General features: G+C 36.4%; 31 protein-coding genes. All 31 read right to left on the bottom strand.

The window, feature by feature from the left end; all coding sequences use genetic code 11:
* Positions 1-6 precede the first annotated feature (6 nt).
* Positions 7-4,551 (bottom strand): hypothetical protein, encoded by a 4,545-nt coding sequence (locus tag BQ7394_RS20745; protein ID WP_075559151.1) that lies wholly within the window; start codon positions 4,549-4,551, stop codon positions 7-9.
* Positions 4,551-4,979 (bottom strand): hypothetical protein, encoded by a 429-nt coding sequence (locus tag BQ7394_RS20740; RefSeq protein WP_075559150.1) that lies wholly within the window; start codon positions 4,977-4,979, stop codon positions 4,551-4,553. The genes BQ7394_RS20745 and BQ7394_RS20740 overlap by 1 nt, the downstream gene beginning before the upstream one ends.
* A 51-nt stretch (positions 4,980-5,030) precedes the next feature.
* Positions 5,031-9,362 (bottom strand): tape measure protein, encoded by a 4,332-nt coding sequence (locus BQ7394_RS20735; protein ID WP_075559149.1) that lies wholly within the window; start codon positions 9,360-9,362, stop codon positions 5,031-5,033.
* 2 nt (positions 9,363-9,364) lie between these two features.
* Entirely contained in the window at positions 9,365-9,958 is a 594-nt protein-coding gene (locus BQ7394_RS20730) for a hypothetical protein (RefSeq protein ID WP_075559148.1), read from the bottom strand.
* 104 nt (positions 9,959-10,062) lie between these two features.
* Complete coding sequence (locus tag BQ7394_RS20725) at positions 10,063-10,545, bottom strand: phage tail tube protein (RefSeq protein ID WP_075559147.1); 483 nt, start codon at positions 10,543-10,545, stop codon at positions 10,063-10,065.
* Positions 10,546-10,561: 16 nt separating this feature from the next.
* Entirely contained in the window at positions 10,562-10,939 is a 378-nt protein-coding gene (gp17, locus tag BQ7394_RS20720; protein WP_075559146.1) for a tail completion protein gp17, read from the bottom strand.
* Positions 10,936-11,424, bottom strand: a complete 489-nt coding sequence (locus BQ7394_RS20715) for a hypothetical protein (RefSeq protein WP_075559145.1) — start codon at positions 11,422-11,424, stop codon at positions 10,936-10,938. Before BQ7394_RS20715 ends, gp17 begins: the two co-directional genes overlap by 4 nt.
* Entirely contained in the window at positions 11,417-11,737 is a 321-nt protein-coding gene (locus tag BQ7394_RS20710; protein ID WP_075559144.1) for a phage head completion protein, read from the bottom strand. The genes BQ7394_RS20715 and BQ7394_RS20710 overlap by 8 nt, the downstream gene beginning before the upstream one ends.
* Entirely contained in the window at positions 11,734-12,039 is a 306-nt protein-coding gene (locus BQ7394_RS20705) for a head-tail connector protein (RefSeq protein WP_075559143.1), read from the bottom strand. The genes BQ7394_RS20710 and BQ7394_RS20705 overlap by 4 nt, the downstream gene beginning before the upstream one ends.
* A 13-nt stretch (positions 12,040-12,052) precedes the next feature.
* Positions 12,053-13,198, bottom strand: coding sequence for a phage major capsid protein (locus BQ7394_RS20700; RefSeq protein ID WP_075559142.1), 1,146 nt, complete (start codon positions 13,196-13,198; stop codon positions 12,053-12,055).
* 11 nt (positions 13,199-13,209) lie between these two features.
* The gene (locus BQ7394_RS20695) at positions 13,210-13,806 is read right to left on the bottom strand and encodes an HK97 family phage prohead protease (RefSeq protein WP_075559141.1); all 597 of its coding nucleotides are present in this window, start codon (positions 13,804-13,806) and stop codon (positions 13,210-13,212) included.
* Positions 13,807-13,816: 10 nt separating this feature from the next.
* Positions 13,817-15,085 carry a phage portal protein gene (locus BQ7394_RS20690; RefSeq protein WP_075559140.1) on the bottom strand — a complete coding sequence of 423 codons (1,269 nt, stop codon included), beginning with the start codon at positions 15,083-15,085 and terminating at the stop codon, positions 13,817-13,819.
* Positions 15,082-16,785, bottom strand: coding sequence for a terminase large subunit (locus BQ7394_RS20685; protein ID WP_075559139.1), 1,704 nt, complete (start codon positions 16,783-16,785; stop codon positions 15,082-15,084). The genes BQ7394_RS20690 and BQ7394_RS20685 overlap by 4 nt, the downstream gene beginning before the upstream one ends.
* Positions 16,782-17,141, bottom strand: a complete 360-nt coding sequence (locus BQ7394_RS20680; RefSeq protein ID WP_075559138.1) for a hypothetical protein — start codon at positions 17,139-17,141, stop codon at positions 16,782-16,784. The genes BQ7394_RS20685 and BQ7394_RS20680 overlap by 4 nt, the downstream gene beginning before the upstream one ends.
* A gap of 234 nt (positions 17,142-17,375) precedes the next feature.
* On the bottom strand, positions 17,376-17,705 hold the full coding sequence (locus tag BQ7394_RS20675) for an HNH endonuclease signature motif containing protein (protein WP_075559137.1): 330 nt from the start codon (positions 17,703-17,705) through the stop codon (positions 17,376-17,378).
* Between the two features lie 154 nt (positions 17,706-17,859).
* Complete coding sequence (locus tag BQ7394_RS20670) at positions 17,860-18,192, bottom strand: hypothetical protein (RefSeq protein ID WP_075559136.1); 333 nt, start codon at positions 18,190-18,192, stop codon at positions 17,860-17,862.
* A 5-nt stretch (positions 18,193-18,197) separates the two neighbouring features.
* Positions 18,198-18,734 carry a hypothetical protein gene (locus BQ7394_RS20665; protein WP_075559135.1) on the bottom strand — a complete coding sequence of 179 codons (537 nt, stop codon included), beginning with the start codon at positions 18,732-18,734 and terminating at the stop codon, positions 18,198-18,200.
* Between the two features lie 10 nt (positions 18,735-18,744).
* Complete coding sequence (locus tag BQ7394_RS20660; protein ID WP_075559134.1) at positions 18,745-19,047, bottom strand: hypothetical protein; 303 nt, start codon at positions 19,045-19,047, stop codon at positions 18,745-18,747.
* On the bottom strand, positions 19,044-19,379 hold the full coding sequence (locus BQ7394_RS20655) for a hypothetical protein (RefSeq protein ID WP_139317737.1): 336 nt from the start codon (positions 19,377-19,379) through the stop codon (positions 19,044-19,046). The genes BQ7394_RS20660 and BQ7394_RS20655 overlap by 4 nt, the downstream gene beginning before the upstream one ends.
* Before the next feature lie 4 nt (positions 19,380-19,383).
* On the bottom strand, positions 19,384-19,542 hold the full coding sequence (locus BQ7394_RS25840; RefSeq protein ID WP_154674748.1) for a hypothetical protein: 159 nt from the start codon (positions 19,540-19,542) through the stop codon (positions 19,384-19,386).
* An 18-nt stretch (positions 19,543-19,560) separates the two neighbouring features.
* Positions 19,561-19,830: a hypothetical protein gene (locus BQ7394_RS20650; protein ID WP_139317736.1), complete on the bottom strand. Its 270-nt coding sequence runs from the start codon at positions 19,828-19,830 to the stop codon at positions 19,561-19,563.
* A gap of 11 nt (positions 19,831-19,841) precedes the next feature.
* Positions 19,842-20,033 (bottom strand): hypothetical protein, encoded by a 192-nt coding sequence (locus BQ7394_RS20645; RefSeq protein ID WP_075559131.1) that lies wholly within the window; start codon positions 20,031-20,033, stop codon positions 19,842-19,844.
* A gap of 12 nt (positions 20,034-20,045) precedes the next feature.
* Positions 20,046-20,303, bottom strand: a complete 258-nt coding sequence (locus tag BQ7394_RS20640) for a hypothetical protein (RefSeq protein WP_075559130.1) — start codon at positions 20,301-20,303, stop codon at positions 20,046-20,048.
* Positions 20,300-20,632: a hypothetical protein gene (locus BQ7394_RS20635; protein WP_075559129.1), complete on the bottom strand. Its 333-nt coding sequence runs from the start codon at positions 20,630-20,632 to the stop codon at positions 20,300-20,302. The genes BQ7394_RS20640 and BQ7394_RS20635 overlap by 4 nt, the downstream gene beginning before the upstream one ends.
* Positions 20,633-20,968: 336 nt before the next feature.
* The gene (locus tag BQ7394_RS20630; protein ID WP_139317735.1) at positions 20,969-21,925 is read right to left on the bottom strand and encodes a hypothetical protein; all 957 of its coding nucleotides are present in this window, start codon (positions 21,923-21,925) and stop codon (positions 20,969-20,971) included.
* Positions 21,926-21,942: 17 nt separating this feature from the next.
* On the bottom strand, positions 21,943-22,197 hold the full coding sequence (locus BQ7394_RS20625) for a helix-turn-helix domain-containing protein (RefSeq protein WP_075559127.1): 255 nt from the start codon (positions 22,195-22,197) through the stop codon (positions 21,943-21,945).
* 3 nt (positions 22,198-22,200) lie between these two features.
* Entirely contained in the window at positions 22,201-22,749 is a 549-nt protein-coding gene (locus BQ7394_RS20620) for a hypothetical protein (protein WP_075559126.1), read from the bottom strand.
* Positions 22,750-22,754: 5 nt separating this feature from the next.
* Positions 22,755-23,240: a hypothetical protein gene (locus tag BQ7394_RS20615; RefSeq protein WP_075559125.1), complete on the bottom strand. Its 486-nt coding sequence runs from the start codon at positions 23,238-23,240 to the stop codon at positions 22,755-22,757.
* 27 nt (positions 23,241-23,267) lie between these two features.
* The gene (locus tag BQ7394_RS20610; protein WP_075559124.1) at positions 23,268-23,474 is read right to left on the bottom strand and encodes a hypothetical protein; all 207 of its coding nucleotides are present in this window, start codon (positions 23,472-23,474) and stop codon (positions 23,268-23,270) included.
* Positions 23,455-23,907, bottom strand: coding sequence for a DUF4494 domain-containing protein (locus BQ7394_RS20605; protein ID WP_075559123.1), 453 nt, complete (start codon positions 23,905-23,907; stop codon positions 23,455-23,457). The genes BQ7394_RS20610 and BQ7394_RS20605 overlap by 20 nt, the downstream gene beginning before the upstream one ends.
* A gap of 29 nt (positions 23,908-23,936) precedes the next feature.
* The gene (locus BQ7394_RS20600; protein WP_075559122.1) at positions 23,937-24,197 is read right to left on the bottom strand and encodes a hypothetical protein; all 261 of its coding nucleotides are present in this window, start codon (positions 24,195-24,197) and stop codon (positions 23,937-23,939) included.
* Positions 24,198-24,252 lie beyond the last annotated feature (55 nt).

Genomic DNA, 24,252 nt, shown 5'->3' with positions numbered 1-24,252 from the left:
TATTTACTATAATTTTATTCGTACATATCCAGAGGAATCATACCATAACGTACCTTGATAAACTGTACCTTGTGGCTCATAATTGAAAATAGCCCTGCCTAATTTGAATTGTATTTTACCTGGCATGAAGGATACAAATTCAGTTCCTTCGTAAGAAATGCCCAATCCTACTGGGCTTAAACCAGCTCTATAAGTTTCCTGACCATTGACATATTGAGCCATAGTTAAAAAGGGCATTTTTACAGCACCATCCTCACGCCAAAATAGTTTAGCAACCTCTACTGAAGAAGATACCATTTTCAAACTCCTATCAGATGGATCTATTATTATTCTATCCCCATCCGAATTACTTTCAAGTTTCCCAGTCCATTTGCCAGACCCGTCATGATATAGAATAGTCTTAGCATTTCCCGCTTTTGCCTGGCTGTAAGTACCACCCGCCCACAACATGATATTATCCGTATTAGCAGATATTCCCCCTTGTTCAGTCCACACACCGCCCGACAACAGTCCGAGTTTTATGCGAGTAGTAAGCTGTAAACCACCTGAAATTGTAGTCCCGTTCAATGCTGCAACCAAATCCGAATCAATGGAGTAAATAGAATCCGAAGGGTGTGGTGTCCAATCTGTTGCATACTCACCTTCTTCCAATTTCACTTGCGATACAACAATCATACTGGTGGTTTGAGAAGATATGCGCAAATCCTTTGCATCAATATCCTTTCCCTGGAATGTAAATGTTTTGGTAGAATTTCCCTCTACAAAAGACAATCTCGTTGATATTTCTGTGCCGATAGAGATAGTTATATCCTGACTAATATGTGTGTACAAACTGATTCTAAGAGTATATTTCCTGCCTGAGAATAATCTTGTACCAGCTAGGCTATTATTTATTAAAGCCCCAGTTCCCGCATTGATAACCATGATTCCATTATCCTGAATAGACAAATACGAAAAATCACCTTCTGTAGACCAGTAGGTTGTTTTTGTCATCTGTCCTGAATTACGGATCATATTCAGATTATAAGCCTGGAAATCGACTTTATTAGCCAATATCTTTGTACCTTCTGCTGTTTGGTTAATCATATTGACAATGGATGTCCCCGTGTAATCTGTCGAAGCAACCCACAACCTGTTTCCACTACTTTCAGTAATAAAGCCAGCTTCATTCAGGCTTCTTATTCCATTTTCATTTATTGATACACGAGAAACAAGCCCGGATATCCAACTGGCATTTACACTAAACTTGGCAGACTGCTGATCCACGACACGTGCAAGACTATCAAATTGTGTTTTGTTAGCCCATAAAGTATTACCTTCTGGGGTAGTGATAAAACCTGCTTCTTCTAATATCTCAGTTCGTCCTTCAACAGTAGTAACCCGACTAACAAGCCCGGATATCCAGCCCGCTGTTACTGAGAATTTTGATTCTGCTGTGATGATACTATTTTCGTTCGTTGTTACACGTTTTGCTAACAGATCAATGGATTGATCCGTTTGTTCAAACTTGGTTTCAAATTCATTTCTGATTGCTGCAATCCTATCTGAAATAACCGTAAGGCTTTTTATGTATATGTCACCGGAGTAAGTGCAGGAGAAATCCCCAGTACCATCCCATTCTGCTGTTATTGTTTCTTCCTGATAGTCTGTTGTGGCTGTTACTAGGGTTGACTTATAAAGTTCTTTCCCGGAGAATCCATAGGTCAATGTTCCGGCTGTTATAGCCTTGTATCGGATACGCATCACGTATGTACCAGATTCCTGGCTTTGCAGGTTTCCATTAACCTGTGTGATACCGCTTTTATACATACGCAGAACGCGGGATGCACTATCCCGGATCACCTCAACTGAACTCTTTTTATCAGAAAAGAAAGCCGCATTAAACCACAGCCACCCATTTGTTGCAGAGAATAAATTGATATCCTGAGTATAGTCCCATTTATCCAGTCCTGCTGTCCAAGTCGGATTGGATAGGATATTGTTTCCGTTATCGTTGATCGCGTCCCTGATAGATGATATTTCACTTTCTAACTTCCCGTTTATAATCTGGAATGATTGGTAAATTGTTGTTCCATCTTCCAGGTAGATATCACATTCTTCGAAGATACCGCCCTTGATGTAAATACCATGATGATAACCCAACTGTCCTAAATTACCTCTATACTTTGATGTTATCCCGGATACGTTACCAATACGAACCTTTGTTTTATCAGTCATATCAGGAGAAGTCAGACCATCTAATACGTCTATATAAGGCGCGTTTGTATCCGATGTTGCTAAATAGATTACACCCTGTCGGTTTGGATCGGTATCGTGACCAGCACGAAATACCGTATCACCAGCCATCGGTACGGAATAGCCATCTAAAAGAGGCTTTCTAAGATCGAAATAATCTTCTGTAACTCCTAATACCTCTCCATAATAATAATGGGATGATAGACCTGAGAACTGCTGACAACGAATAAGATCGTCACCTCGTATATTCATGTACATCATTCCTTCGATTTTATCAATCTTACAACGGTAACGATCCGAAAGTTCTTGAACAGATTCAATCTTATTGAAATCGGAAATAAAACGATTGCCATTCAGTCCCAGCGTCTCATTTACGACCATTGTGTTAACACGGAACTCTTTACGGGCAAGGAGATAATCAAATTCCCCAGACGCTTTTTGCATATCCAGTATAGTACCGTAACCCATCATGCCAGAAGCAGATGAAGGAGAACCGGACATTTTGCCGATATAAACGTTATCCCGAACTTTTAATTCATTAAACCATCCTACACCCTCATTATTGACATTCCATCCATTTCCCCATTCGTAACCTTCTGCAAATAATGTGGAACCAATATTTTTATCAAATGTGATTGAACCTTGTGCCCGGTCATCATGTAAACGGCTTAGTAACCTTGCATTTGTTGCTTTTGCAGAATATGCGTTAAAATCCGTTGGCGGTGTATCATCAAACTGCTTTATGAGATAAATAGAGCCACTCCCGCCCGTGGTGGTAATACCTGACACTTGCAACTCTTTAATATTATTCTCTATTTCTGAAAGTCGGGAATAAACAGCATTATCACCTATGGTATAAATTGCTTCATAAGGATTTAGTAGATTTTTTTCAAATCCCTGTACACGTGAAGATCGTTTTCCACCTTCAAATTGTTCATGTACAAGCCTTACTCTTTGTCCAATTTCTAAATCCATTTCATTATCATGGAAATGCTTAATTATAGTTGGACATTCAAACACAGATTTGTCTTTTAATAATCCTTTTTGATACTCTATTGCTTTTTCATATAGTTCAATTTCTGCTTCTGGCACATACTGATTACCCACAAGATCAATATTGAATCCATATAAAATGTATTTATTCCCATTTTCAGGATACATTAATTCATTAGGCAGAAGTGAACCATATTCATCAGTTCGGTATATTTCAAATACTTGTGCATTCGGATCATCTTCTGGAATATTGTCAGGATTAAATTTTACAGCAAAATCAAGCCCATTCAAATATCCAGATTGAAATATAATCCTCAACTCAACATCAGGAAGAAGGTATTCTTCTTTGAATTTCAAACTTTCATCTTTGTATCTGTATGCTTTCCACTGTGTTACTTCACCTGTGTCTTCATTTGTATCCGTATATTCCACAGTATGCACATCAGATATTTCACCTATACGTTTTGGGAAAATATCATCAAATATTTTTGTCCCTTCTGTAACTTCTTCCGGCAACATTTCAGGATATGCATCTATCACATCACCATATTCTGCTGGTATCCGTAATCTTTTTTGATAGATTGCATCAACTGCTTCACCTGGGGATGTCTCCCTGTAATTTGCAGGAAGATTTTTTGTAGAACCAAGAGCCAATATTCGGGTAAATGGTTTTTCCCCTTCTCCCTTTTCACGACTCATTTTAGTGATGGAAACATCTGTTTCGAAAGGAATTTCTGAACCAAATGAAACCTTTTTTACAAGGTGAAGTGTGTAACCTGTTAGATACCATTCAGCATTATGTTCCTTTGCTGTCTGGGTTAGCCCATCAAACACTTTTGTTTTATCAAATTGTAGAAGTTTGGTTTCTGTAGGTTCAATTGTTCCGACATTATATCTATTTGTCCTAAAATAACGGTTAATGTTGTCTACAGCTAATTGAAAAATCGTTGCTGGATTTGTGGTTATACTCCAAGTAGCTTCTTTCAAATTCTGATTGAGATAGTAAAATTCGATATCCTGAAAGAACATTTCTTTCGCTTCAAACAGTAGGGTATATTTATACTTTCTTTTGTTTTCTTGAATAGGCGTATAATCTTCCCTTAGTGTGTATTTCTCTCCTTTAAACTCAATATAATCAGACCTTTTAAAAGCAGCGTATTTATTCAATTCAAAAGAGATTTGAATATAATGTTCATCCATCAGAAGATGTTTATTGACATCATCTTTTCCAATGGAATAAAGTGCTTTAATATTCTTATCCTTGTCTCTGATCTGGATAAGCTTATCTTCCGGTGTGTAATCTGTTAATCCTAGCTTAATCATTATCCCCTGTCTTTTGGATTTAATTCTCTAACTGTTACTATTAGTTTTCCCGTTTTGGGGATGATCGTATTTAATGGCATGTAGCTTTTTCTTCTTAGTTTAAAGTTTTTCTTCAAAGGAATGACACGAAGTGAAAAATTACCATCTCCTTCGTTGTTGTCAATCTCATCTTGTAGTGCATCATATTTTTGAAGATAATCAGCCAATGAATTACCTTCGATTAAAAATGTAAGTTCTATTTCCATAGCTTCCGGCTGTGGATTATCACTAAATACTTGTACTCCTGGATGGCTTATCATATTATTCTCAGCCCCTTCCTTGCGATCAGGACGGCAGATCAAGTTTTCAAACGATGAACCAATAAGTGATGCACCATAAGTTGTGTATATATCTTTGCCGTTAATAAATGCTATTCCAGTGTTGTTCATACTACTGCCTTTTTATTTATTAGCATTATCATTGTCTTTTGGGGGTAAAATCTATTTGGGGGCTAAACCTTTTGTGTTTTTACTTATTGCTGAAATATCACCTTTAATCTCCTGTAAGGACGTTATACCTTCATTAATTTCTTCGCTAATACGGTACGACTTCATCTGCATTTGTTGCATTTCATAGAATATTGCGGTATGCTTTTTTAATTCATCACCAATAATGATTGATTGTGTCAGGTATTTTGTATAATCAAAATTTATTCCGCTCATCATTGATTTTATAGCAAGAATAGATTCGTATACGCCTGTAATACGTCCAAGAATTGCGCCACCAGTATCTTGATCCATTGATACGGAATAACCTTTGGATGAACTTTGTGTGTGTTTCTCATTGTCAGATTGCCAAAGATTCATTCCGTATTTTTCAGCTTCTTTTTGCCAATTCTCCATGAAACCTTGCGCCAATTCCATTTGTGAACCGATGTTTTGATAGAAATTTCCAACCAAATCCATTGCTTCACGTGCAATATCCTTTTTACTTTTATTGCTGCCATAAACGGTTTCAAGTTGATCTTGCAAATCTTTAAACCTATCGGCGAAAAATAGTTCATAGGCTATTTGCTTCCCTAATTCTTCTATCACCTTTGCCCCGGTTTTTCCAAATTCTTCCCATGCATTAACACCCCTATCTTTGATAGCATTTTCTAAGGATGTCATCATATCATCACCTAACGAACCGAATGTGTTTTGTAAATAGTTTCTTAGTTCTTCTTGGGCTGCTTCGGCATGTTCCTGTAGATCAATAAGGTTTTGAATATAGTTCCTTGTTTCATCACTCATTTTCCGGGTATCAAGTATGACATTTGCCATATCAATATCCAGTTTTCCATCCTTGATTAAATTCTTGTATTCTGGAATGTCAAGGATATTACTATACAAATCTTTACCTTTTCCCCATCCAAATAATCCGGTTTTCTTATGCCCGGTAACTATCTGTTGTTTTCCTAATTCAGCAATCCCTTTATTGTAGTTATCAACTTGTTTTTGGTAGTCATTTAATTGTATGCCGAAATATGTCCCCATAAAACCACCGGATGAAGCCCCTTTTTCAAGGTATTGCTCATAGGCTTTATCCGGCTTAAAACTACCCTGCAAATCCTTTTGTAGTTGCTCTATGCTATCCCGGTAATTGTTTATGGCATTGGCTGCACGTGTGATTTGCTTTTCTCCAAATATGCTTACAGCCTCTTTTAGCAAAAGGTTTTGTTCCAGAAGAAGAAGATTATAGGCACGTTGTGATGCAAGCCGGGCATCTTCGATTTCTTTCAATGCTTTTTGGTGTCGGGCGGCTGCTTCCGATGCTTTGCTGAAAAGCTTCATCCCTTCACCGATCACAGCCATAGCACCACCAACGATGCCACCAGTAGCAAAACCTTGTGCAATGTTTCCAACGGCACTTAACGCCTCATCAAGTCCCTCATCCATTCCACCGAACATTGATTGTAGATCAGATGTAATATTTGCCACTAGTCCGGCTTTTTGAGATATGGAACTTAACAGGCTGGTTGTTTTTTCTTCTGCATCTTCTGCTGAATCACCAGCTTTTTCAAATCCTTTCTTTATCCGGTCAAATATGGATTTATCCGCTAATGCTTTAAGGCTTTTGGCAGGTTTTGCAGTATCCAATTTTTTAAGTGATTCCTGATATAGTTTAATTTGGTTTTTGGCATCTTCATTACCGGCATTAGCCAATTCTTGTAGGGCTTCAATTCGTAACTGTAGGTACTTTCGTGTTGTTTCAAGTTTCTTTTCTTCTACAAGTTCTGTCATACCGATGGATTCAAGCCCGGCAGTACGCTCATTTTCTAATTGCTCACTGAAATCTAGTTTTTGAATTCGGTCATCGGTGGTGGCTTCCAGTTTTTCCCTTTTCCGATTAGCTTCTATCTGTGCAATTAATTCGGCATTATTCCCGGCTTTTATAAGTTGTTCGTTATAGTAGGTATCAAGTTCTGCAAGTTTCCGTTCCAAATCGGACGCAAACATTACTTCCTGTTCACGAAGCATAAGGGATAAATCCTTGTTGATATCGAGCAGCCCTTTTTTTTGTGCTGCTTGTGCTGCACTTAACAATTCGCTAACTTGTTTTTCAATATCTTCCGGGCGTAATCCTTCCGGTAGGATGTCCGCACCGTTTGTGTCTTTGAAATTATTACTTTGTAGCTGATTGAAATATGCACCAAAGCCTTTATCAGTGCCGTGGACACTTACAAACAAATTTTTGGTGTATTCGGATTGTTGTTTTAGAAGATCATTTTGATATTCTTCTATTTCTAGTTTTTCTTTTTCAAGGTTCAGCAAGGTTTGTTTTGTTCGCTTTTCAAAACTATCATCCAGCAGATCAATAGTTTTTTGTTGTAAATCCAAATCAAACTTCTGCTTATCTATTTGGCGTTTCCGATCTTCTTCATCAAGTTTTCTCAATGCTTCCAGACGTTTTTCGGCTGCACGAAGGGCTTTATCATCTGGTTCGTCACCTGTAATAGTTAGTGTGGATGTGTTAATCTCGTTATTCAGTCCACCATCAATAATGGCTTGTTCAAGTTCCTTGTTTGCATCCCATATAACTTTATTAATCTGATCTATTTCGGTTTGCATTTTTTTGGATGTGTCCATTCCGATTGATCCGGCAATATCATTTCCTATAAGGAACCTAATGGCAGCTTTACCTTTCACATTTGGGCTTATATCTTCTTTTTTAAGTTTATCTCGTTTTGCTTCCAGTTCGTCCCGTTTTGCTTCCATATCTACTAACTTGGTTGTTAGATATTCTGCTTTTGCTTGGGCTTTTAGTAAGGAAATCCTTCTTTCAATCTGGGTATTGATATCACCATTGATTTTTAAGGATTTAGAATCTATGGTGAAGTTGGTGTTAAGAATCTTATTAACGGCATCTAAAGCCGATTGCCTTTCAGTTAATGATTTATTGATATCTGTGGCAACATCCCTGAGTTTTTCTAGCTGTATGGTTTCATTTCCTGGCTTGATTTTATCGAATTCCTTCCTATAGTCGGAAAATATATTTTTAACCCTTTTTGCTTCTGCATATAAATTCCTAAAATACCCGCCAATTGCAACTAATCCTGAAATTATAATGGCGGGAGCAAAGCTATTCCATAATGCTTTCAGTAATACCATCAGTTTTGCAGCCCCTATTTTCAGAGTATTAAATCCTTTGGTCACTATTCCTACCCTTTTCCCTGTATTTGCGTTCAGTAAAGCAAGCCGGGCTTTTTCCTCTGCTACTACTGTTTTTGCATACAATACTTCTTTCAGTGCCACATCTTGTGCCAGTTTTTCACGGCTTTTACCAATAGCCACACTATGCTTTAACCTAGATGCCTCTAAAGCATTTAATGCAGCTATACGTGAAGTTTCTGCTTTTGTCAAATCTGCACTTAATTTTTGTTGTCCGGTAGTCATTTCAGATGCCATAGACCACCAACCTTTTAGTGTTTTTGATGAAGCATTAGTAATAACAAAGGCAATAGCTGCCATTATTCCAACTACTATATTCTGGATGTTTGTGGTTGCCGCCTGTAAGGTGGAATTAAGCCAGTCAATAAGTGCTTTATATTTATTTTGGAACCCGGATGCATTAACAATGTCACCGAAAGTATTACTTAACCTGTTTATTGAAGATTCCAAATTGTCAGTATCCACATTCGGGATCATTTCATTCAAAGCTTCGGCAAACTTTGGAAGTACATCGGCACTCATAACTTTACCTTTCCCTATGAGTTTTTCCATTTGTGATATGGATACTCCGAGGGCTTTAGCCATAGCCTGAACCGCAATAGGTAACTTTTCACCCATTTGTTTACGAAGTTCTTCCATGCTAATTTTTCCTTTACTCATCATTTGCGACAAAGCAAGGAATACCCCATCTGTCTGTGGTGCTGAAAGGGAAAAAGCAGCGGATGCCCTTGATAGGGATTCAAATATTTTCCGTTGCTGATCCATTGGCATATTGGCTTGGGTAGCCGATGCGGTAAAGCTGGCAAAGTTTCCGGTTAAGGTATTAACTTCCATTCCGTACTTTTTAGCTAGAGCATTAACAAAACGGAGATTATCAGCAAATCCCTTTGTTCCGTTTGATACATTTTTCAATGCAGTAAGCACCCGGCTTGTTTCTCTTGCAACATCTTTGAATCTGGTTACTAACCCTGACAATCCTAGACCACCAACACCAAGTGCTGCCGCAAAAGTGATTATTTGCATCTGGATGGATCGTAAAGAGTTCTTTACCGTATTTGTCCCCTTTTTGAAATTTTCAGTAAGAAGATTGACTGCTATGCTGAATGATAATTTTTTTGCCATGTTTATAGTGTTTGTTTACCGGAATTCATAAATGCTTCAAAAACGGACATGCCTTTTTCCGTATCTTCTTTAGTTTTTTCTTTTTGTTCTTCGATTTCCCAACTAAAAGGATATAAATCTTGTGGGGACTTTATGTTTTTGGAAAGATGTGGCAACACTTGTATAAAAGTCCACAACCTGGATGATTCAAGGTTATGCCTTATCTTCTGATCGTATGCTTTTAGGTATATTGGTATATCAAATAATCCCATTTCATCAAGTGCAAAATGAACATCAAGTCCATTCATCACCAGTATAGGAACTAAATCTTTGATATAAACGGGATCGGAATTTTGGGATTCTTCGATTCCCTTTTTTGAAATAGGTTGAAATTGAGAATCAATAAGCATTTGTTTCTCAATTTTTTTAATCATTTCTTCAAGTGAAGCTTCTGTTAAATCCTTCTTGAATTCGGATAAAGAAACACCTGCCTCATCTGGCAACCTACACACATAAAAAAGGGATACAATATCATTTTCATCACTATAGTTCAGGGATGAAAATGGTTTTTGGTTCAATTGTTCCCATTTAATGATAGCCCTTATTGTTAATCTCATACATTAAACCTTTTATTTAATGCTATTATTTGAGTTTTTTGGGGGTAAAAAAAGAACCTACCCCGTAATGGAATAGGTTCTTTCTTAAAGTCTAAAATGATTGTTTAGGTGGTTGGAGGTAGGGGACCCGGTATTAGTGCTCCAATCCCTGTGAAGGAAGCACTACAATTGGCAATCCCGTTTACTTCCGATGTCAGATCAAGGGAAGTTATCATAACCTGTCCGGTGTAATACTTCTTTGTTTTGTCCAGTTCGAACTTTCCACCTACGTTGGTTTGCTCTGTAATCTTTGCTTCACCCATAAAGAATTCCAATGTTTCATCGTTGATCTGCTTGTCCAGTAACGTATCATAACTGAATTGACCTTCTTTCCGGGTAAGTAAGGAATCACTTGTGATGGCGAAACTTTTTTGTCCAGGCAATGAACCTTTCCATCCCCCAGACATCATTTTGTTTGTAACATCAACTTCTTCGGTGGTAGTGTTCATTGTGGCACTCGTACCGAAAGCAATAGGGTTTTCCCCTACGAAAATAAATAGCTGACCTCTGAATATATCAGCATTTGAATCATGTTTGATTGGCGGCATAATCTTCTTTTTTTAGTTATTTAATATCGAATAATAAGACTTGTATATATTTATTGTCTTCAAAATCTTCCGTGGAATCCACAAGCTTTACTTCCATGTTTAGATCAGGATGAACCCCTTCAAGGCTTTCATTAATCTGGTATGCTAATTCTTGTGACCTATCGTAATCGTCAGAAATGGCAGTTACATACACACGGCATGATTGTCCAGAAATCCCCATCTTGGTATAATCCTTTGAATACTCATCCCGTTGGTATATGATAAAATCCCCTTTTGTATCTTTAGGTGCTACAACCGGAAAAACCCGTTCACCAACCATATCTGATATTTCAGATTTAGCCAGTAAAGCAATCCTTATTTTCGTTGTTATCTTAAATTTACTTTCTGCACTCATTGTCTGTTGTTTATCCGGTTGACAGCTTTTTCAATACCCATGTAAAGTTTATTCATTGCTTGTGGATAATCCTGTGATTCTGTATCAGTCCAAAAGGCATTACCTAACATTTTTCCGGTACTGGTATTTGATGATTTTGTGCCTTTAATAAAGCCCCCAGCTTTCTTTCTATTTCTAATACTTGTACCACGATCCACTAAATGTGCATGTGATCCACCGCCTTTCCCTTGTCTGAATCCAATAAGCACACCTGGCTTACTTTTCTTAGGTCGGACGGTAATACTTCTCAGTAGATTCCCTGTAATACCCTGGCTTCCACTTTTCATTCTACTTTTTAACCGACTTTTACCACCAGCCTTAAAAACATTTCCGGCATCACGTAAGCCTGATTTAACAGCATTATCTTTTTCGAAATTTTCAAGATTTCGAACCAGATACTTGACTGCATCACGATCTATTTGCTTTATTTCAAAAAACTTACTCATTTACTTTGGAACATGTTATTAAATAGCTGTTATCACTTTGTGGATCAATCAGTATAACTTTATACATGTGATTCCCATATTTAATACGGATATTTTCATTTAGGAAGGAATATTTTCGAACTTGGAAAACTAATGTATTAGAAATAAATTCTTCATTAGCATTCACACCATCACCAACTAATGCAGAGAGTTTTTTGCGGTTGGCTTTAATTTTATGCGTTTCCACATATTCCCTTTTTTCTGCACCACTTTCAGAAATCGTTTTTTTCAATTCCAGAATGTGAATGGTTTCTGTTAATAGTCCTGCCCTCATGTGTATTTTCTAAAAGGTTGAAGTAGAAAATGTAATGTATATGGCACTGGTTGCACATTAGCGTATGCTACGGCTTCACGGTTAGCATGAAGTGTGGCAGCAAAGATCAATATAGCAGATACCAAAGCAGAATCAAGTACGCCTTTATCATCGACAAATTCAGAAAGGGGTTGATTAATTTCCTTTTCTATTCTGCTTTCACTTGCATCGAGTAATAACCCTAGAAACTTTTCATCCTTAGCTTCCATATAGTCAATTTCAAGCTGTTTTTGCAAATCTTCTACTTTGGTATATTTAGCCATATCTTTCTGTAAATTATGTGGTTGGTTTATCCTTTAGCGTTCCAAATGCTTCCGATCTGAGGGTAAGCATATCATAATCCGAATTGAAAACGAAGTACACAAGGTTTTTCTTTGCACCTGTGTACGGATCGTATGTCATACGCATTTTGCCGAATTGACCAACCAATTCATAACTGAATACTCCAAAACCAAGGATTCCTTCACCGATGTATTCTGTCATAAATACGGGGAAACCATTAATTTTTCCGTTTTCGATTACCATCAAACCTGATCCGGTATCACGCGGTGTAGATTCCAGTTCTGCGTATTTTGTTGCAGAGCACACATAAGCCGGAGTGCCATCGAAAATTACACCAGTAGCCATTACTTTTCCTTTCAATGTAATAGCATCTTTCCATGCATTTCCTGTGGCATTGATTTTCGTTTTCGGATTCACAAAACAGCCATCAGAAGCTTTGGATGTGATTCTGGTAGGACTAAACATCCATTTGTTCAATACACGGGATACCGACATTGGTAATTGTGTTCTTACAATTTCCAATAAAGCCCCGTTGCTTTGGTCTATGGCACGGTTGGATACAGGAATGGAAATTGTTACACGCTTAGGAGAAGGACTGATTTTGCCGATGTCTATTTTCGTGTCGTTTACCTCTACGTTTTCATCTTCAATTGTCGCTTCTACACCTGCAACAATAGGGAATTGCCATGCACCTACCATACCGTACTGCATCTTCATCCCTACTTTGCTAAGGATTAAACCCTTTTCAAGTGGCTGGATAATATCGCCTATGGTTAATGGAATGACGTTTGCAGCCGATGCCGTATCTTGAATATCCCGGTTGATGGGAATATCCATGTCCGTACCATTAACAAGGGAACGGCATTCTTCCGGCATTTCACATTTACCATGCATTGCAGCAATAGTTTGTGCAAAAGCGCGTTCTTGGGAAACTTCTTGCTGTGATACCGGATTGTGTTCAGAACGTTCCAAACGAAGTTGAAGGATTTCTTTTTCTTGCACAAGTGCATTCCTTTCTTCTACTTCTTCCGGGGTTAATGCTCTTTTCTCCGTTTCTATAGCAGTAGCCATTTCTTCAAAACGAAGATTAATTTCAGCGATACGTGACCGCCACTGTTTTTTTTCTTTTCTTGAATACATAATCTTGATTATTAATTGATAAGACTTCTTAAACTCTCCACATCTTTTTTATAGGATTCATCCGGCAATTCTTCAAAATAAGAATCCAGACTACGAACATTTACATCAGTTCCGAAATATGCCGGATCAGTCACTAATGAAACATCAAACATTCGATCAAACTTCTGCACTTCACGAATTAGCAAACCGTCAGAACGTTTTGTATATATTACATTGTCTTTTTCATTGGCGGTATAAGCAAATGAAGAACCGAAAATATCACGTCTTTTTACCTGTACTAATGCGTTGTTACCTTCTGTCGTTTCAGGTGCTTCAAAACGGTATTTTACACCATAATCATCTATCGACAATTGTAATGTTCCTGAACCGTTAAAACTTCTGGCAAGCAAACGTGCTTTGTCATGTTCCATAAGTGCTTTTATATCCCAATTTTTAAAATCAGATTCACTAACAGCCGAACTCCTTATGATCTCTATAAAAAATCGTTTTCTTTGCGGATCAAACATTATGCGGCTTTCTTTATTAAATACAGTTGAATATCCTTCTATTGTTCGTTCATCAACTATTACAGGCATAGCCCTTTCTTCATAAAAACTTCTGATTTCCATACAAGACTTTTTATTTATTAGTATTATCATCTGTTTTTGGGGGTAAATTTTCTTTTTCCCCTTTTATTTTCATTGAATTTACCGGGGCAACGTTGCAGGAAATGAAAAGCTGATCCCCACCTTCTTTCGGTTGCTGGTTCTTTTTTGCTCTCCAATAGTTAGGGGTGTAAACACCGTTTTGAACTGTTTTTTCGATGTAATTTCCCATAGTTGCAAGATCGGTTTGATAGATTGGTTCAATGTCGAATTCAATCTTCATCTTAGAAAAAAGATTTTTTCCCACTAGCTTTGCAGTAAATGAAGTTTCAATTTTCCTTAGTTTAGGCATCAGGGTATCACTAAGGAAAGAAACATTACTCATTTCTGATGCTTTGTAATTCTGGCTTTGTCCAGCAAAGACTTTGTCTGGATGCACACCAAAAAATCTACAGATTTCTAACACTCCAAACTTTCTTGTATCCAGCAATTGTAAATCCGTTGGTGAAATAGATATTTGGTTGAATTTTGATTGTCCGGGAATATGGAAGATATTCTTTCCACTGTTTATTTCAGCTTCAACCCGATCCGTTATAGCTTTTAATTGACTGTCTTGTATTTCGCCAAAGCCACGAACCCCAGCATCACCATCACCGGAAATAAACCCCTTCATTGTATTGCCAGGTTTGAAAGAATCTGATGTCCTTTCATCGGCATTGGCTGATATATTCAAACATTTGGCTGCATAGGTGATTGTACTTACCCCGATATAACCACCATCCAGAGTTATGTTACGTAAATGAATTATTTCGTCTGCATCAAACACATCAAATACAGCATTGGTGAAGTCATTGACGGTATATAAGTTTTGCTCTTTGTCGTATGTCGTAGTGTGGGGTGATAGTAAAACTAAACTATCTATTTCACCAAACTTATACTTGGGTAAAATATAAGCATTGCCATCCATCACCATTTGGATAATGGCATTTTGAATAAGTTCGTATGAAGTTTGCCTTTCATTTGATTGGCAGGTTAGTAGATACGCAAGTGTCCCAGTATCTTTAACTTCAAAAACACCGTTCCTTTTTACTTTAAGTTCCAATGGCAAGGATGCAATAGTACTTGAAAGTATATCTACACATCGGTAAACTGTGGCTATTTTCATTGCCAAAGTAGGACTTGCACCGGAAACAAGTTGTTCAAATTCCCATGTTGTAACATTTGCATCAGGTGCATTTACCAAATCAAAATAACCTCTTTGTTTGGGTTCTTCTTTATCTCTTTTCCAAAATTTCCAGTTCATCTTACATAATTATTAAATAGGTGAAAAGTCATTAAATTTGTTATTGTAGGATCAATCTTTTCATTAGCACTTCGTTTGATTGGTTTCTTGTTCCCCAGCCTATCCTCATCCATCATTGCATTTCCAAAGCAGTACCAAACGATAGGATTTTGGTTGAATGATATTTTTCCGGTTTTTGCAGCCAGTTCGAAAGATTCTACAGGTGAAGTGAATGTTCCATAAGTTTGCTTGACTGGCTGGATCACGTTCTTTGCCCCAGCAGCAGAAAGAATATTGACGAATTCAATAGATTTGTAGGGGTCATAACCAATCCCCAAAATCAAAAGCTTTTCATTTCTTTTCAGAATGTCATTGGTGATATGCCTATAGTCTATCACATTGCCTGGCAAAACATTCAGGTATCTATCCCTTTGCCATTTTTTGTATAATTCTTTGTTTGGATGCACTTCAAGTGTTGCTTCTGGCAGGTAGAAATCATTATGAGAATGGAATGTTCTTGTATCAGAATTGTAGATATTATAGGTGACAGTCGAAAAATCATCGAAAACGGATAAATCCACTGCAACCATGCATTCATACCGTTTATCCAAATTATCTATATTGATATTTTTAGCTAGTGCTGATATTTCATCTTGGGTGAACCAAACCTTAGCTGTGTTTTGTGTGAATATGTTTAGCAGCTTTGTTCTGAAAGTCAGCATTCCATCACTTGTTAGTAGTGCTTTCTTATATTCTTCTTCATAATAGTCTAACTCGACTGTTATTCCCAAATGTGGCTGTACCTTTCTCCATGTTGCAGGATCATCTTCTGCATCATCCACATCTGGTTCAAATATGTGTGCAAAAACAGAATCGTTTTCAAGTATTCCTGTCAAAATTCCTTTATATGAATTTAGTAACTCAACAAACGGACTATTCAATTTTTCGGATGCCGTTGTGATAATGACAGTAAGTGGATTTTCACGTACACCCATTGAAGAAGTTAGTACATTCTTTAAGGCTGCACTGTCTGCTTGTGAATATTCATCCACAATAACGGTACTGGCATTTAAGCCGTCCAGTGTATCCGGATCGGAAGCCAAACACCGGGCAAATGACGTTCTTCCCGGACGCAAATTTGTTACTGTTTCTCGGTTTATCTTGAAGTGTTTCAGCTTTTTATCGTGTGCTTTTAAGACACTGCGTATAACGTCAAAGCATATTTTTGCTTGGTCATAACTGTTTGCAGCTACATAAGCCTGCGCGTTATTATCTCCAAACAGTAAATCTTCTATTGATATGGATGCAGCTGATGTCGTTTTTGAAAATTTGCGCGGTACAAGTAATAGGGCATCCCTTGTTAATCGTTTCCCTGTTTTTTTATAAAAGCCATAAATATTTGAGAATTGGAATACTTGTACAGGCGTAAGTTTATATCTGCTTAATCCTTTCTTCCCCGGAAATTTCAGTTTTTCATAAAGTGTGATAAATTTTTTAACAGGTGTAGGTCTAAACTCATACTTGTGAAGAAAATCAAAGAATCTTTTTAACGCCAATTGCTCATATAGGTTATGCGCTTCCGGGTTACAGATAACTGAAAATGCATAAATATTCAAACGTTCATCCGTATTCTTTAGTCTGAAAGATAGAACATCAATCCCTCTTAATTCATTTGATACTTTGATTTTTAATTCTCGCAATTCTTGTTTGTCTATATTCATGTCACAGCGTTTACTTCGTTGATAATATCTGTTACCTCATCATCGCTTACACCTTCAACCGTTGCAATTGTTAATCTCAATTCCCTTAAACATCTTCGAGCCATTTCGGACTGATCTCTTAGTTCTCTAATAGCTGGATTAGTTCTTTTTTTATCATGTCCTTCCCTTGTCTTTTCTGTGATTTCAGTTGAAGTAAGATTTTCAACATCTTTCATTATGAGATAATAGGCATACAAGTTCCCTGCTGTGATTTCAATCATGAAATCCAACCCAGGGAAATAATCACCTCTATCTTTGAGTATTTTTTTTATCCGTGATATTAAAGTTGATTTTTTTACTATTTTTTTATCTTCCATATTCGGCAGTCATTTACTATATGCGATTATTCGTGTTTTTTGCGGGTAAAAATCATCCCCCCCCAGAAATATTTTTTTTCACGCATGAAGAAGGTGGATGGGGTGGGTTTCCGTCCTGAGAGGGGGGCATCAAAAAAATGACACCCCGGCTTCCGTTGTAACATTTCTTTGATTAGATTTTAACATTTAGGCTTTTGCATAAAAAAGGCAGTTCATTATGAACTGCCTCATACCTTATAAATATCTATCAGTAAACCGTTTTGTTCTACGCTCGTTTGCCCTTTTTACATTCTCCTTTGAATGGGAAAACATTTCGGCATGGATATTTTTATGGCATTCATGGCATACTGACATTAAATTGCTATACTCAAACATCAATGTTTCCATTTGTTCAATAGTGGTAACGGTTTCAACTGGTGTAACGTGATGGACTTCTGTCGCTGGTGTGATTTTGTCCTTATCTTGACAACATTCACATAATGGTTGGGCTTGTAGCTTCTTAAGCCTCACCCGTTTCCAACGTGCTGTATTAATCAGCTTAATATAATTTGCATCTTTAGCCATTGTTTATTCCTTGATTGTTTAATTCCAAAATCGGCATATCTAATTTTGATATAATTTTCTTCATTTCTTATTTTTGTTAAATTTTCGATTTGCGGCACTTTTATTTAATTTCTTGCCTCTATACTGTCTCAGCTTTAAAATGCTTACAATGGCTTTATATATCATCCGGTGTTTTTATTTTTCTTTGATCTGGTTTTTGCCTTATATTCATTCCGTTATGACTGCCTTTGGAGTGTTTACGCTTCTCCCATTCTGCATTGTCGGTAAACATTTCTTCTATCTCTGTTGGCATGGGTTCATCAATCGGATCATTAATCGGATCAGCCACACGAAGGAAGCAATGAACCAAATATTGAAGAAGCTGATAAATACTATTGAAGCCGTACTTTTCACATATCAACCTCAACCGGGAAACATCTTCAACTGAAACATAGGTGTCTATTTTTTGCTTCTTATATTTCTTATAGTCCACTGCTTTCTTTTTCATTTCTATTACTTTAAGTGGTCAATATAATACATCGGGTTTTCATGCCCTAAACGATAATCATGGAACACATACACCCCTTGCATGATAGCTAATTTTCCACCATCGGCTTTTACTTTGTCGGTGAATTCCGAATCAAATCGGATGCTATTATCTGAAAATTGGTGTTTTTCCCATGTTTTCTTTTGGAAGATCATCAAGAATCCGGCAACATTGATAGTTGTTTCTTTCACCTCATCATATTTAAGAATATAAGCAATTTTTGCTTGAAGCTTATGGTACATAATATCTGTCTCATCAGTGAAGTTATTCCATAATTGATGAGGTGATGCTATCCTGTTGGTTAGACATCCAAACACTTGATAATCTTTCCCATGTTTACAAATAATATCTTCTATCTGCTTTTTGGTGTCCGGCAGAAGAAAAAGCACATCTGAATCAGTGATACAAATCCAATCTTCTGCATTTGGCACTATCTCACAATGTCGGTTATGTGATCTGCCAATGTTCTTATTGCAATCAAAAGGAGTAAAGTAGTATATCATATTGGTAAATTTATATTGTCGTTATTAAATAATCCATTCTACTCCACCCGCCACTTGCATAAACAAAGGATATTTCTTTATCAAGATAATCTTCTGGAAGATTTGATAATAATTCACCCAGTTTATATTCACAACTAGGATCACCTAAAATAGTGAATGCACGATCTCTTTTGATGCCAATGTATCCCCATTCATTTTTGTTAGAAATTACCTCGTTGATAAATTCTTTTACAGTATATTTCCTGTCGATGGTTACTTCATATCCTGCTCTTCCATCACCAAACGTTCTTGTGATTTGCTTTAATTCTATCATTTTACTTCTATTACGTTTCTGTATATTCCTAAATATGAAAGTTCAATTCCACACACCCTGATCGTGTAGGTTGAATCCTTTTTTATTTTTCCGGCAAATTCAGGGTGAGCCAATAGCCCACTGATACTGATACGGAAAGTTCCTTTATCTGAATATACTAGATAGTATATCTCAGTATTGAAACCGTTTTGATCTCCCGATGTCTTTTCGATCTTATCGACCTGATTTACTTTGACCTGCATATCCGTAGGATTGTAAAAGGTCATTAAAAACAAGAAAGCCATAACCGTAATTGCGGCAGCTAAATACATGAATGCAGTTATTTGTTTCATCTTTCTAGTTATCTTTTTTTGTTTCTATAATTGTTCCCCCATCCATCATAAAGGCAAGTTCAAACTCTGTAAATGACCTATAAGCACGACGCACAGCCCCTTTATACAATTCTAGCAACTCTTTGTCTGTAGCTTCAACTATTTTACCATTTTTTCTTTTCATATAATGGATTTATTTTGATTAGATTTTTTCTAATAAATTCTTCATATACAGGCAATTCATGTCACATTTTTTAGTGTTCCATTCTTTGCGATGTGAAACGTTTCCGCATTCATATCTGGACGAGATTTTATACAAGGGGCATAGGTCACGATAAACAACTATTGATTTTTGTCTTTGCCAATTTGAACCTGCTATAAAATCATTCTGTGTTTCTTCATACAGAAGACCTCTATCTTCAGGTTCATACAGTTTGTCCGCGTATTCTTTTGCTACTTCTTTAATATTCATATCATTCATTTTTAATTTACATTTCCTATTTTTTTACACTGACTGATGTCAACAAACACATGCGAACCTGTTTCATTGTAATTCTCATCAACTAAATACATGCAGTGTTTCATCATTCCGTTTATGTTCACAGGTTCTTGACCATGCCATACTATACCAGTTTTGCCGGATACGGTTTTAAATATTGTTCCACTTCTTTTCATATTCTGATATTTTTAGATTTGTGACATTGTATCTTCAAATTCTTTTTCAAAATCAATCTGTTCGCCTGATACACTTGCAAGGGTTGCTTTTAACATGAAGTTACGAAAAGCAGTACAACACTTTTCTTTAGTTTCCTGCTTTACTAACTCTGCTGCCTCTAAAGCCTGTTTTTGAGGTATAACACCAATATATTCGTAGTAGCCACCTGCTACATCTGTACGTTCTGCAATAAATTGCTGTGCGTTTTCTGATATTGTTATTTTGTTCATATCATTTTTACTGTTATTATTTCAAATTCAATATATTCTTGACCTTTCTTTACTATTTCTGTTTCTACTATAGCCCTTCTTATCAGCTTATCATTGAATCCGTATTTCTTACTTAATATATCTTGGGTAAGTTTTACCGGATTATCCCAATCGGATAGTGAATTGCTAAAACCGAACCTGAAATAAATTTCGTAGGGCGGTTCAGGAACTTTTATTTTTGGAAGAAGCCAGAGCAATGTATTTTGGTACGTTCTGTATTTATCAGTTTTGTACCGTTTGCCTTGCCAGGCTTCATTTACTGATAAAGGTTTTATGTTGATCCGTATCATTATATTATCATTTTACTGTTTCACCACATTTGGGACATCTGAAAACTTCACATCTTACACAAAACTTATATCCACACTTTTGGCAGGTATGCCAAGCACAATGATTACTTGAATAAATTTTCATTTGTTTTTGTATTAATAATTTCTACTCTATTTCTTGACTTCCCTTTTTAAGTCCTGCCGGACTTCCTTTCCGGGAAGTATAAGACAAGTAACCATAACCTTTTACGGAACTTAATAAGTTACCAAGTAAACCGTTTTGTTTACCAATCTATACCAAACTATATATAAGTATTTCTCTAACATTTTGATGTATAGTGTTTTACTCGTTTTTACTCAACTGATAAATTCATCATTCTTTAAAATAGTGTGATTTACCTTTATCAACTGCCTGAATTCCTTTTCTTCATCGCTCGGAATGAATGTGATAGACTTCTTTATTATATCCCATTCGTTGGCGATGAATACCCGGATGTTTCTGTATTCCCAATCAGACAAAGAACCGTTTGTGTGCCGTTCTTTTGCCTGTATTAATACGGCTTCTTTGCCTTTATTCATTATGTCTAAACAAAGATGCTGTTTTGCCCGTCCTGTGCCTTTAGGAGTGATGATGTCTTTTTCAAACTGGATGGTTCGCCAATCACGAAAGAAAGCATCAATCATTTTCATTAAATTGTATGGATCGAAAAAATCAACCAGATAGCATTTATCCAGCCGCCTGTTTACAGTTTCTATTCTTAATATGTTCCCTTCTGGGATCACCTTTCGTTTCTTATCCATAGATTCAAATACCTTATCATAAGCTTTAAAATATTTTCGTGTATGGTTGTGAAATACCGTTGTTTTCACACGTTCATCTTTATACCTAGGATTTACATATAGCCGCTTTTCATTTCCTATAGTGCCGATACTTTTCATCTTATCAAGGTAAGCCCGGCAATCTTTGGAAACGTTCAGATTTAGCCCTATTTCGTAATTATATACCCTCATGTTTCTAATGCTCATATCTTTTTCGATAAGAAGATGATCTATAGATTTCTTTGCGTCCGACATGGAAAACAGATTGTAATTGTTCCGTTCATAGCTTGATATTTCATTGAAATATTTATGAAGGCTACATTCCACCTTTAGTTTTTGACTTGTTTCAATTCGGATAAAAACGCCCTTTTGCTGGGTAAGATTCTTAGTGCTCATGTTATCATAATACACTACACCATCCTTAGAATTTGTTTGTAAGCTATTCCTTTCAATGATGGTTGCAATTTCTCTATCCGACAAATCCGGCTTTACCAAAGTGATTAAGTCTATCATTATATTATACCTTCATCAATCAAACGTTCTATCTCGGAACGCTTCACATATACTCTACCTTCCACTTTTGAATGCTTGAAAACATTCCTATTAATATAGTTTTGAAAAGTGTTCCGGCTTATCTTTAACATCTTGCAGATTTCATTCGGGGTTAGTAGTTCTTTACCTGCCTCATCGACCAGTATTGAAAGACTTCCCCGAATTTCTAAAATCATACTTTTCAGTTCATTCCAATCTTTTTCTGTTATGTTCATTACTTATTCAGTTAGTTGTTTATGATAGGTAACATCTTCAAAGCTATTCACCAGCAGTAGGATAGAAAGAAGTTCATCTAAATCAACAGGCTTTTCTTTCTTTGGCTTTTCTTCATCATCCGGTTCGTCTGTTTTATTCCAGATTTCATGTTTGGATATGTAAGCTCGACATAAGTTTTTCAGGAGTTTCCTACGCTCCTTTTTGAACTGCTTGGAATGAAAGTCAAAAAGAGACATCAGATCAGCATATTGTGCGGAAGTTAATTCAAAGCCAATTTCACTATATTGCTTGACTTCTTTATATTTGCCATTGCATTTATCAACTACTTGAAAATAACACTGAAACAAGATGTCTTTTACATCTTTGCTTTTTCCTATCTTGATCCAGTACCAATCAAGTTTATCATCACAAATATCATCCAAGGTTAAACCATACTTATTTAGCATGTTTGCCAATGCCCTTTGTGCTGCAATGGCTTCACCCTGGCATCCCCTTTCTGCAAGATTTTTAAGCTTCAATAGCTTATCTTTTATCAATTCAATATTATCCATAATCCTTACGCAATTATATTTTGAGATTTTAAAGAGGCTTCAAATTCATTTTTAATTGCCTTAAAGCTTAAGCTTTTAAAACTTTTTGGAAATTGACCGCCAGAAACCATGTATGTGTAACATCTTTTCAATAGGATATTTTTAAGATTGCTGATTTCACTTTCAGGTAATATTCTTTTTAAAATCTTATATGGTGAAACTAAGTCTCTACTGTGCCAACATTTTATATCATTTAAAATTCCGCGCTTCATAGAATCAGATAAACCATGTTCTTTAATTAAGTCTATTGCATTTTGAACGGGATTCTTACCATCCATACATTCATTTACGGATAGGAGCTTTTTCTTTATGTCATCCGATTCAATACAGGTACTTGGCTTTACTCTGAAACCCTGTTTTTCTGTTATTTCAAGGGTATCAATTATAATAAACTCCGCTTCCCTTCTGGAACAGCCTGTTAAAAATTGTATTTCAGTTGAGTTAACTATCATAACTTATTATTTAAACCTTGGAATTGTTTACGATATTGATAAAATTCTAAGCTTATTGATCGTATGTCCGATAACAATAATATTTCCTTCATCTATCAAAGAATCAAGTTCCTTTCTGAATAGATCGAAAATATCTTTGCTTAGTTCCAGTTCGTTTGGATCGGAAGGAACTTTTTTCAATTCCTGCTTTTCGGCTTGTAAAGCTTTGATCCGTTCAATTATCAGATTTTTCATCACTGGTAGAATTGTATGGAAATATATCCATGATCTTTGTTTCCTTTACTTCGGCAATCACATAATCGGCTTGTGTTCCTTTCATACCTTTTTTGATTACTTCCTGTGCCTGATCTATATTATTTGCCTGTGCAAGCATGTATGTACTTATTTTCTTTTCCGTTCCATTCTTTTCATCCAAAGTGATGAATTGAATTTTTGCTTTAAAATACCGATCACCATCTTCCGAAAAGAATAATTCTGAAATCTTGTAGCGTTTTATATCGGTAATGGTAAATTCACCTGATATGTACGGCTTCAATTCTTCAATGGTACGTGCTTCTGTTTCTGTCCATGATAATGCATCCAGTAAATAAGATTCTGTTACCTTTTTCTGCATTCCGTTTTCTAACGTCTTTTCATGCGTTACTTTCGATTCAAACCAAGTTCTCATATTTGTTATATTTATAATGAATATTCTTTTCAGTGCCGGAAGAAGATGATTTTAAGTCCGCGCCTCAACTTGCACACAATTTTATCTGTACCACTCTTGAATGCCCTTGTTAAAAGTGAATTCACAAGTTCATAATTACCTACCTCATCAATCAAGCCGGAAACACCAACCAGCCGTTCTACAGGCTTTCCATTGTTTACCCCCATTACCTTGATTTTGAAGTTTCTGTTTATCTCTTTCGTGCTGAAAACTATGTTTTCGTAAATGCTTCCTTGATATCCAGTTTCCATATTCCTTATTTTTTTCGAATTTTCGATTTACGGCACTTTCTCCATGTTTCCTTAC

Source organism: Parabacteroides timonensis (assembly GCF_900128505.1).
Taxonomy (GTDB): domain Bacteria; phylum Bacteroidota; class Bacteroidia; order Bacteroidales; family Tannerellaceae; genus Parabacteroides; species Parabacteroides timonensis.
The sequence above is the reverse complement of the archived record's forward strand: the minus strand, read 5'-3'. Positions and strand labels throughout refer to the sequence as shown.

What these genes read in the sequence shown, in the direction of transcription:
- BQ7394_RS20745 (WP_075559151.1), bottom strand. Translation starts at nt 4,551, where the DNA reads ATGATTAAGCTAGGATTAACAGATTACACACCGGAAGATAAGCTTATC.
- BQ7394_RS20740 (WP_075559150.1), bottom strand. Translation starts at nt 4,979, where the DNA reads ATGAACAACACTGGAATAGCATTTATTAACGGCAAAGATATATACACA.
- BQ7394_RS20735 (WP_075559149.1), bottom strand. Translation starts at nt 9,362, where the DNA reads ATGGCAAAAAAATTATCATTCAGCATAGCAGTCAATCTTCTTACTGAA.
- BQ7394_RS20730 (WP_075559148.1), bottom strand. Translation starts at nt 9,958, where the DNA reads ATGAGATTAACAATAAGGGCTATCATTAAATGGGAACAATTGAACCAA.
- BQ7394_RS20725 (WP_075559147.1), bottom strand. Translation starts at nt 10,545, where the DNA reads ATGCCGCCAATCAAACATGATTCAAATGCTGATATATTCAGAGGTCAG.
- gp17 (WP_075559146.1), bottom strand. Translation starts at nt 10,939, where the DNA reads ATGAGTGCAGAAAGTAAATTTAAGATAACAACGAAAATAAGGATTGCT.
- BQ7394_RS20715 (WP_075559145.1), bottom strand. Translation starts at nt 11,424, where the DNA reads ATGAGTAAGTTTTTTGAAATAAAGCAAATAGATCGTGATGCAGTCAAG.
- BQ7394_RS20710 (WP_075559144.1), bottom strand. Translation starts at nt 11,737, where the DNA reads ATGAGGGCAGGACTATTAACAGAAACCATTCACATTCTGGAATTGAAA.
- BQ7394_RS20705 (WP_075559143.1), bottom strand. Translation starts at nt 12,039, where the DNA reads ATGGCTAAATATACCAAAGTAGAAGATTTGCAAAAACAGCTTGAAATT.
- BQ7394_RS20700 (WP_075559142.1), bottom strand. Translation starts at nt 13,198, where the DNA reads ATGTATTCAAGAAAAGAAAAAAAACAGTGGCGGTCACGTATCGCTGAA.
- BQ7394_RS20695 (WP_075559141.1), bottom strand. Translation starts at nt 13,806, where the DNA reads ATGGAAATCAGAAGTTTTTATGAAGAAAGGGCTATGCCTGTAATAGTT.
- BQ7394_RS20690 (WP_075559140.1), bottom strand. Translation starts at nt 15,085, where the DNA reads ATGAACTGGAAATTTTGGAAAAGAGATAAAGAAGAACCCAAACAAAGA.
- BQ7394_RS20685 (WP_075559139.1), bottom strand. Translation starts at nt 16,785, where the DNA reads ATGAATATAGACAAACAAGAATTGCGAGAATTAAAAATCAAAGTATCA.
- BQ7394_RS20680 (WP_075559138.1), bottom strand. Translation starts at nt 17,141, where the DNA reads ATGGAAGATAAAAAAATAGTAAAAAAATCAACTTTAATATCACGGATA.
- BQ7394_RS20675 (WP_075559137.1), bottom strand. Translation starts at nt 17,705, where the DNA reads ATGGCTAAAGATGCAAATTATATTAAGCTGATTAATACAGCACGTTGG.
- BQ7394_RS20670 (WP_075559136.1), bottom strand. Translation starts at nt 18,192, where the DNA reads ATGAAAAAGAAAGCAGTGGACTATAAGAAATATAAGAAGCAAAAAATA.
- BQ7394_RS20665 (WP_075559135.1), bottom strand. Translation starts at nt 18,734, where the DNA reads ATGATATACTACTTTACTCCTTTTGATTGCAATAAGAACATTGGCAGA.
- BQ7394_RS20660 (WP_075559134.1), bottom strand. Translation starts at nt 19,047, where the DNA reads ATGATAGAATTAAAGCAAATCACAAGAACGTTTGGTGATGGAAGAGCA.
- BQ7394_RS20655 (WP_139317737.1), bottom strand. Translation starts at nt 19,379, where the DNA reads ATGAAACAAATAACTGCATTCATGTATTTAGCTGCCGCAATTACGGTT.
- BQ7394_RS25840 (WP_154674748.1), bottom strand. Translation starts at nt 19,542, where the DNA reads ATGAAAAGAAAAAATGGTAAAATAGTTGAAGCTACAGACAAAGAGTTG.
- BQ7394_RS20650 (WP_139317736.1), bottom strand. Translation starts at nt 19,830, where the DNA reads ATGAATATTAAAGAAGTAGCAAAAGAATACGCGGACAAACTGTATGAA.
- BQ7394_RS20645 (WP_075559131.1), bottom strand. Translation starts at nt 20,033, where the DNA reads ATGAAAAGAAGTGGAACAATATTTAAAACCGTATCCGGCAAAACTGGT.
- BQ7394_RS20640 (WP_075559130.1), bottom strand. Translation starts at nt 20,303, where the DNA reads ATGAACAAAATAACAATATCAGAAAACGCACAGCAATTTATTGCAGAA.
- BQ7394_RS20635 (WP_075559129.1), bottom strand. Translation starts at nt 20,632, where the DNA reads ATGATACGGATCAACATAAAACCTTTATCAGTAAATGAAGCCTGGCAA.
- BQ7394_RS20625 (WP_075559127.1), bottom strand. Translation starts at nt 22,197, where the DNA reads ATGAACATAACAGAAAAAGATTGGAATGAACTGAAAAGTATGATTTTA.
- BQ7394_RS20620 (WP_075559126.1), bottom strand. Translation starts at nt 22,749, where the DNA reads ATGGATAATATTGAATTGATAAAAGATAAGCTATTGAAGCTTAAAAAT.
- BQ7394_RS20615 (WP_075559125.1), bottom strand. Translation starts at nt 23,240, where the DNA reads ATGATAGTTAACTCAACTGAAATACAATTTTTAACAGGCTGTTCCAGA.
- BQ7394_RS20610 (WP_075559124.1), bottom strand. Translation starts at nt 23,474, where the DNA reads ATGAAAAATCTGATAATTGAACGGATCAAAGCTTTACAAGCCGAAAAG.
- BQ7394_RS20605 (WP_075559123.1), bottom strand. Translation starts at nt 23,907, where the DNA reads ATGAGAACTTGGTTTGAATCGAAAGTAACGCATGAAAAGACGTTAGAA.
- BQ7394_RS20600 (WP_075559122.1), bottom strand. Translation starts at nt 24,197, where the DNA reads ATGGAAACTGGATATCAAGGAAGCATTTACGAAAACATAGTTTTCAGC.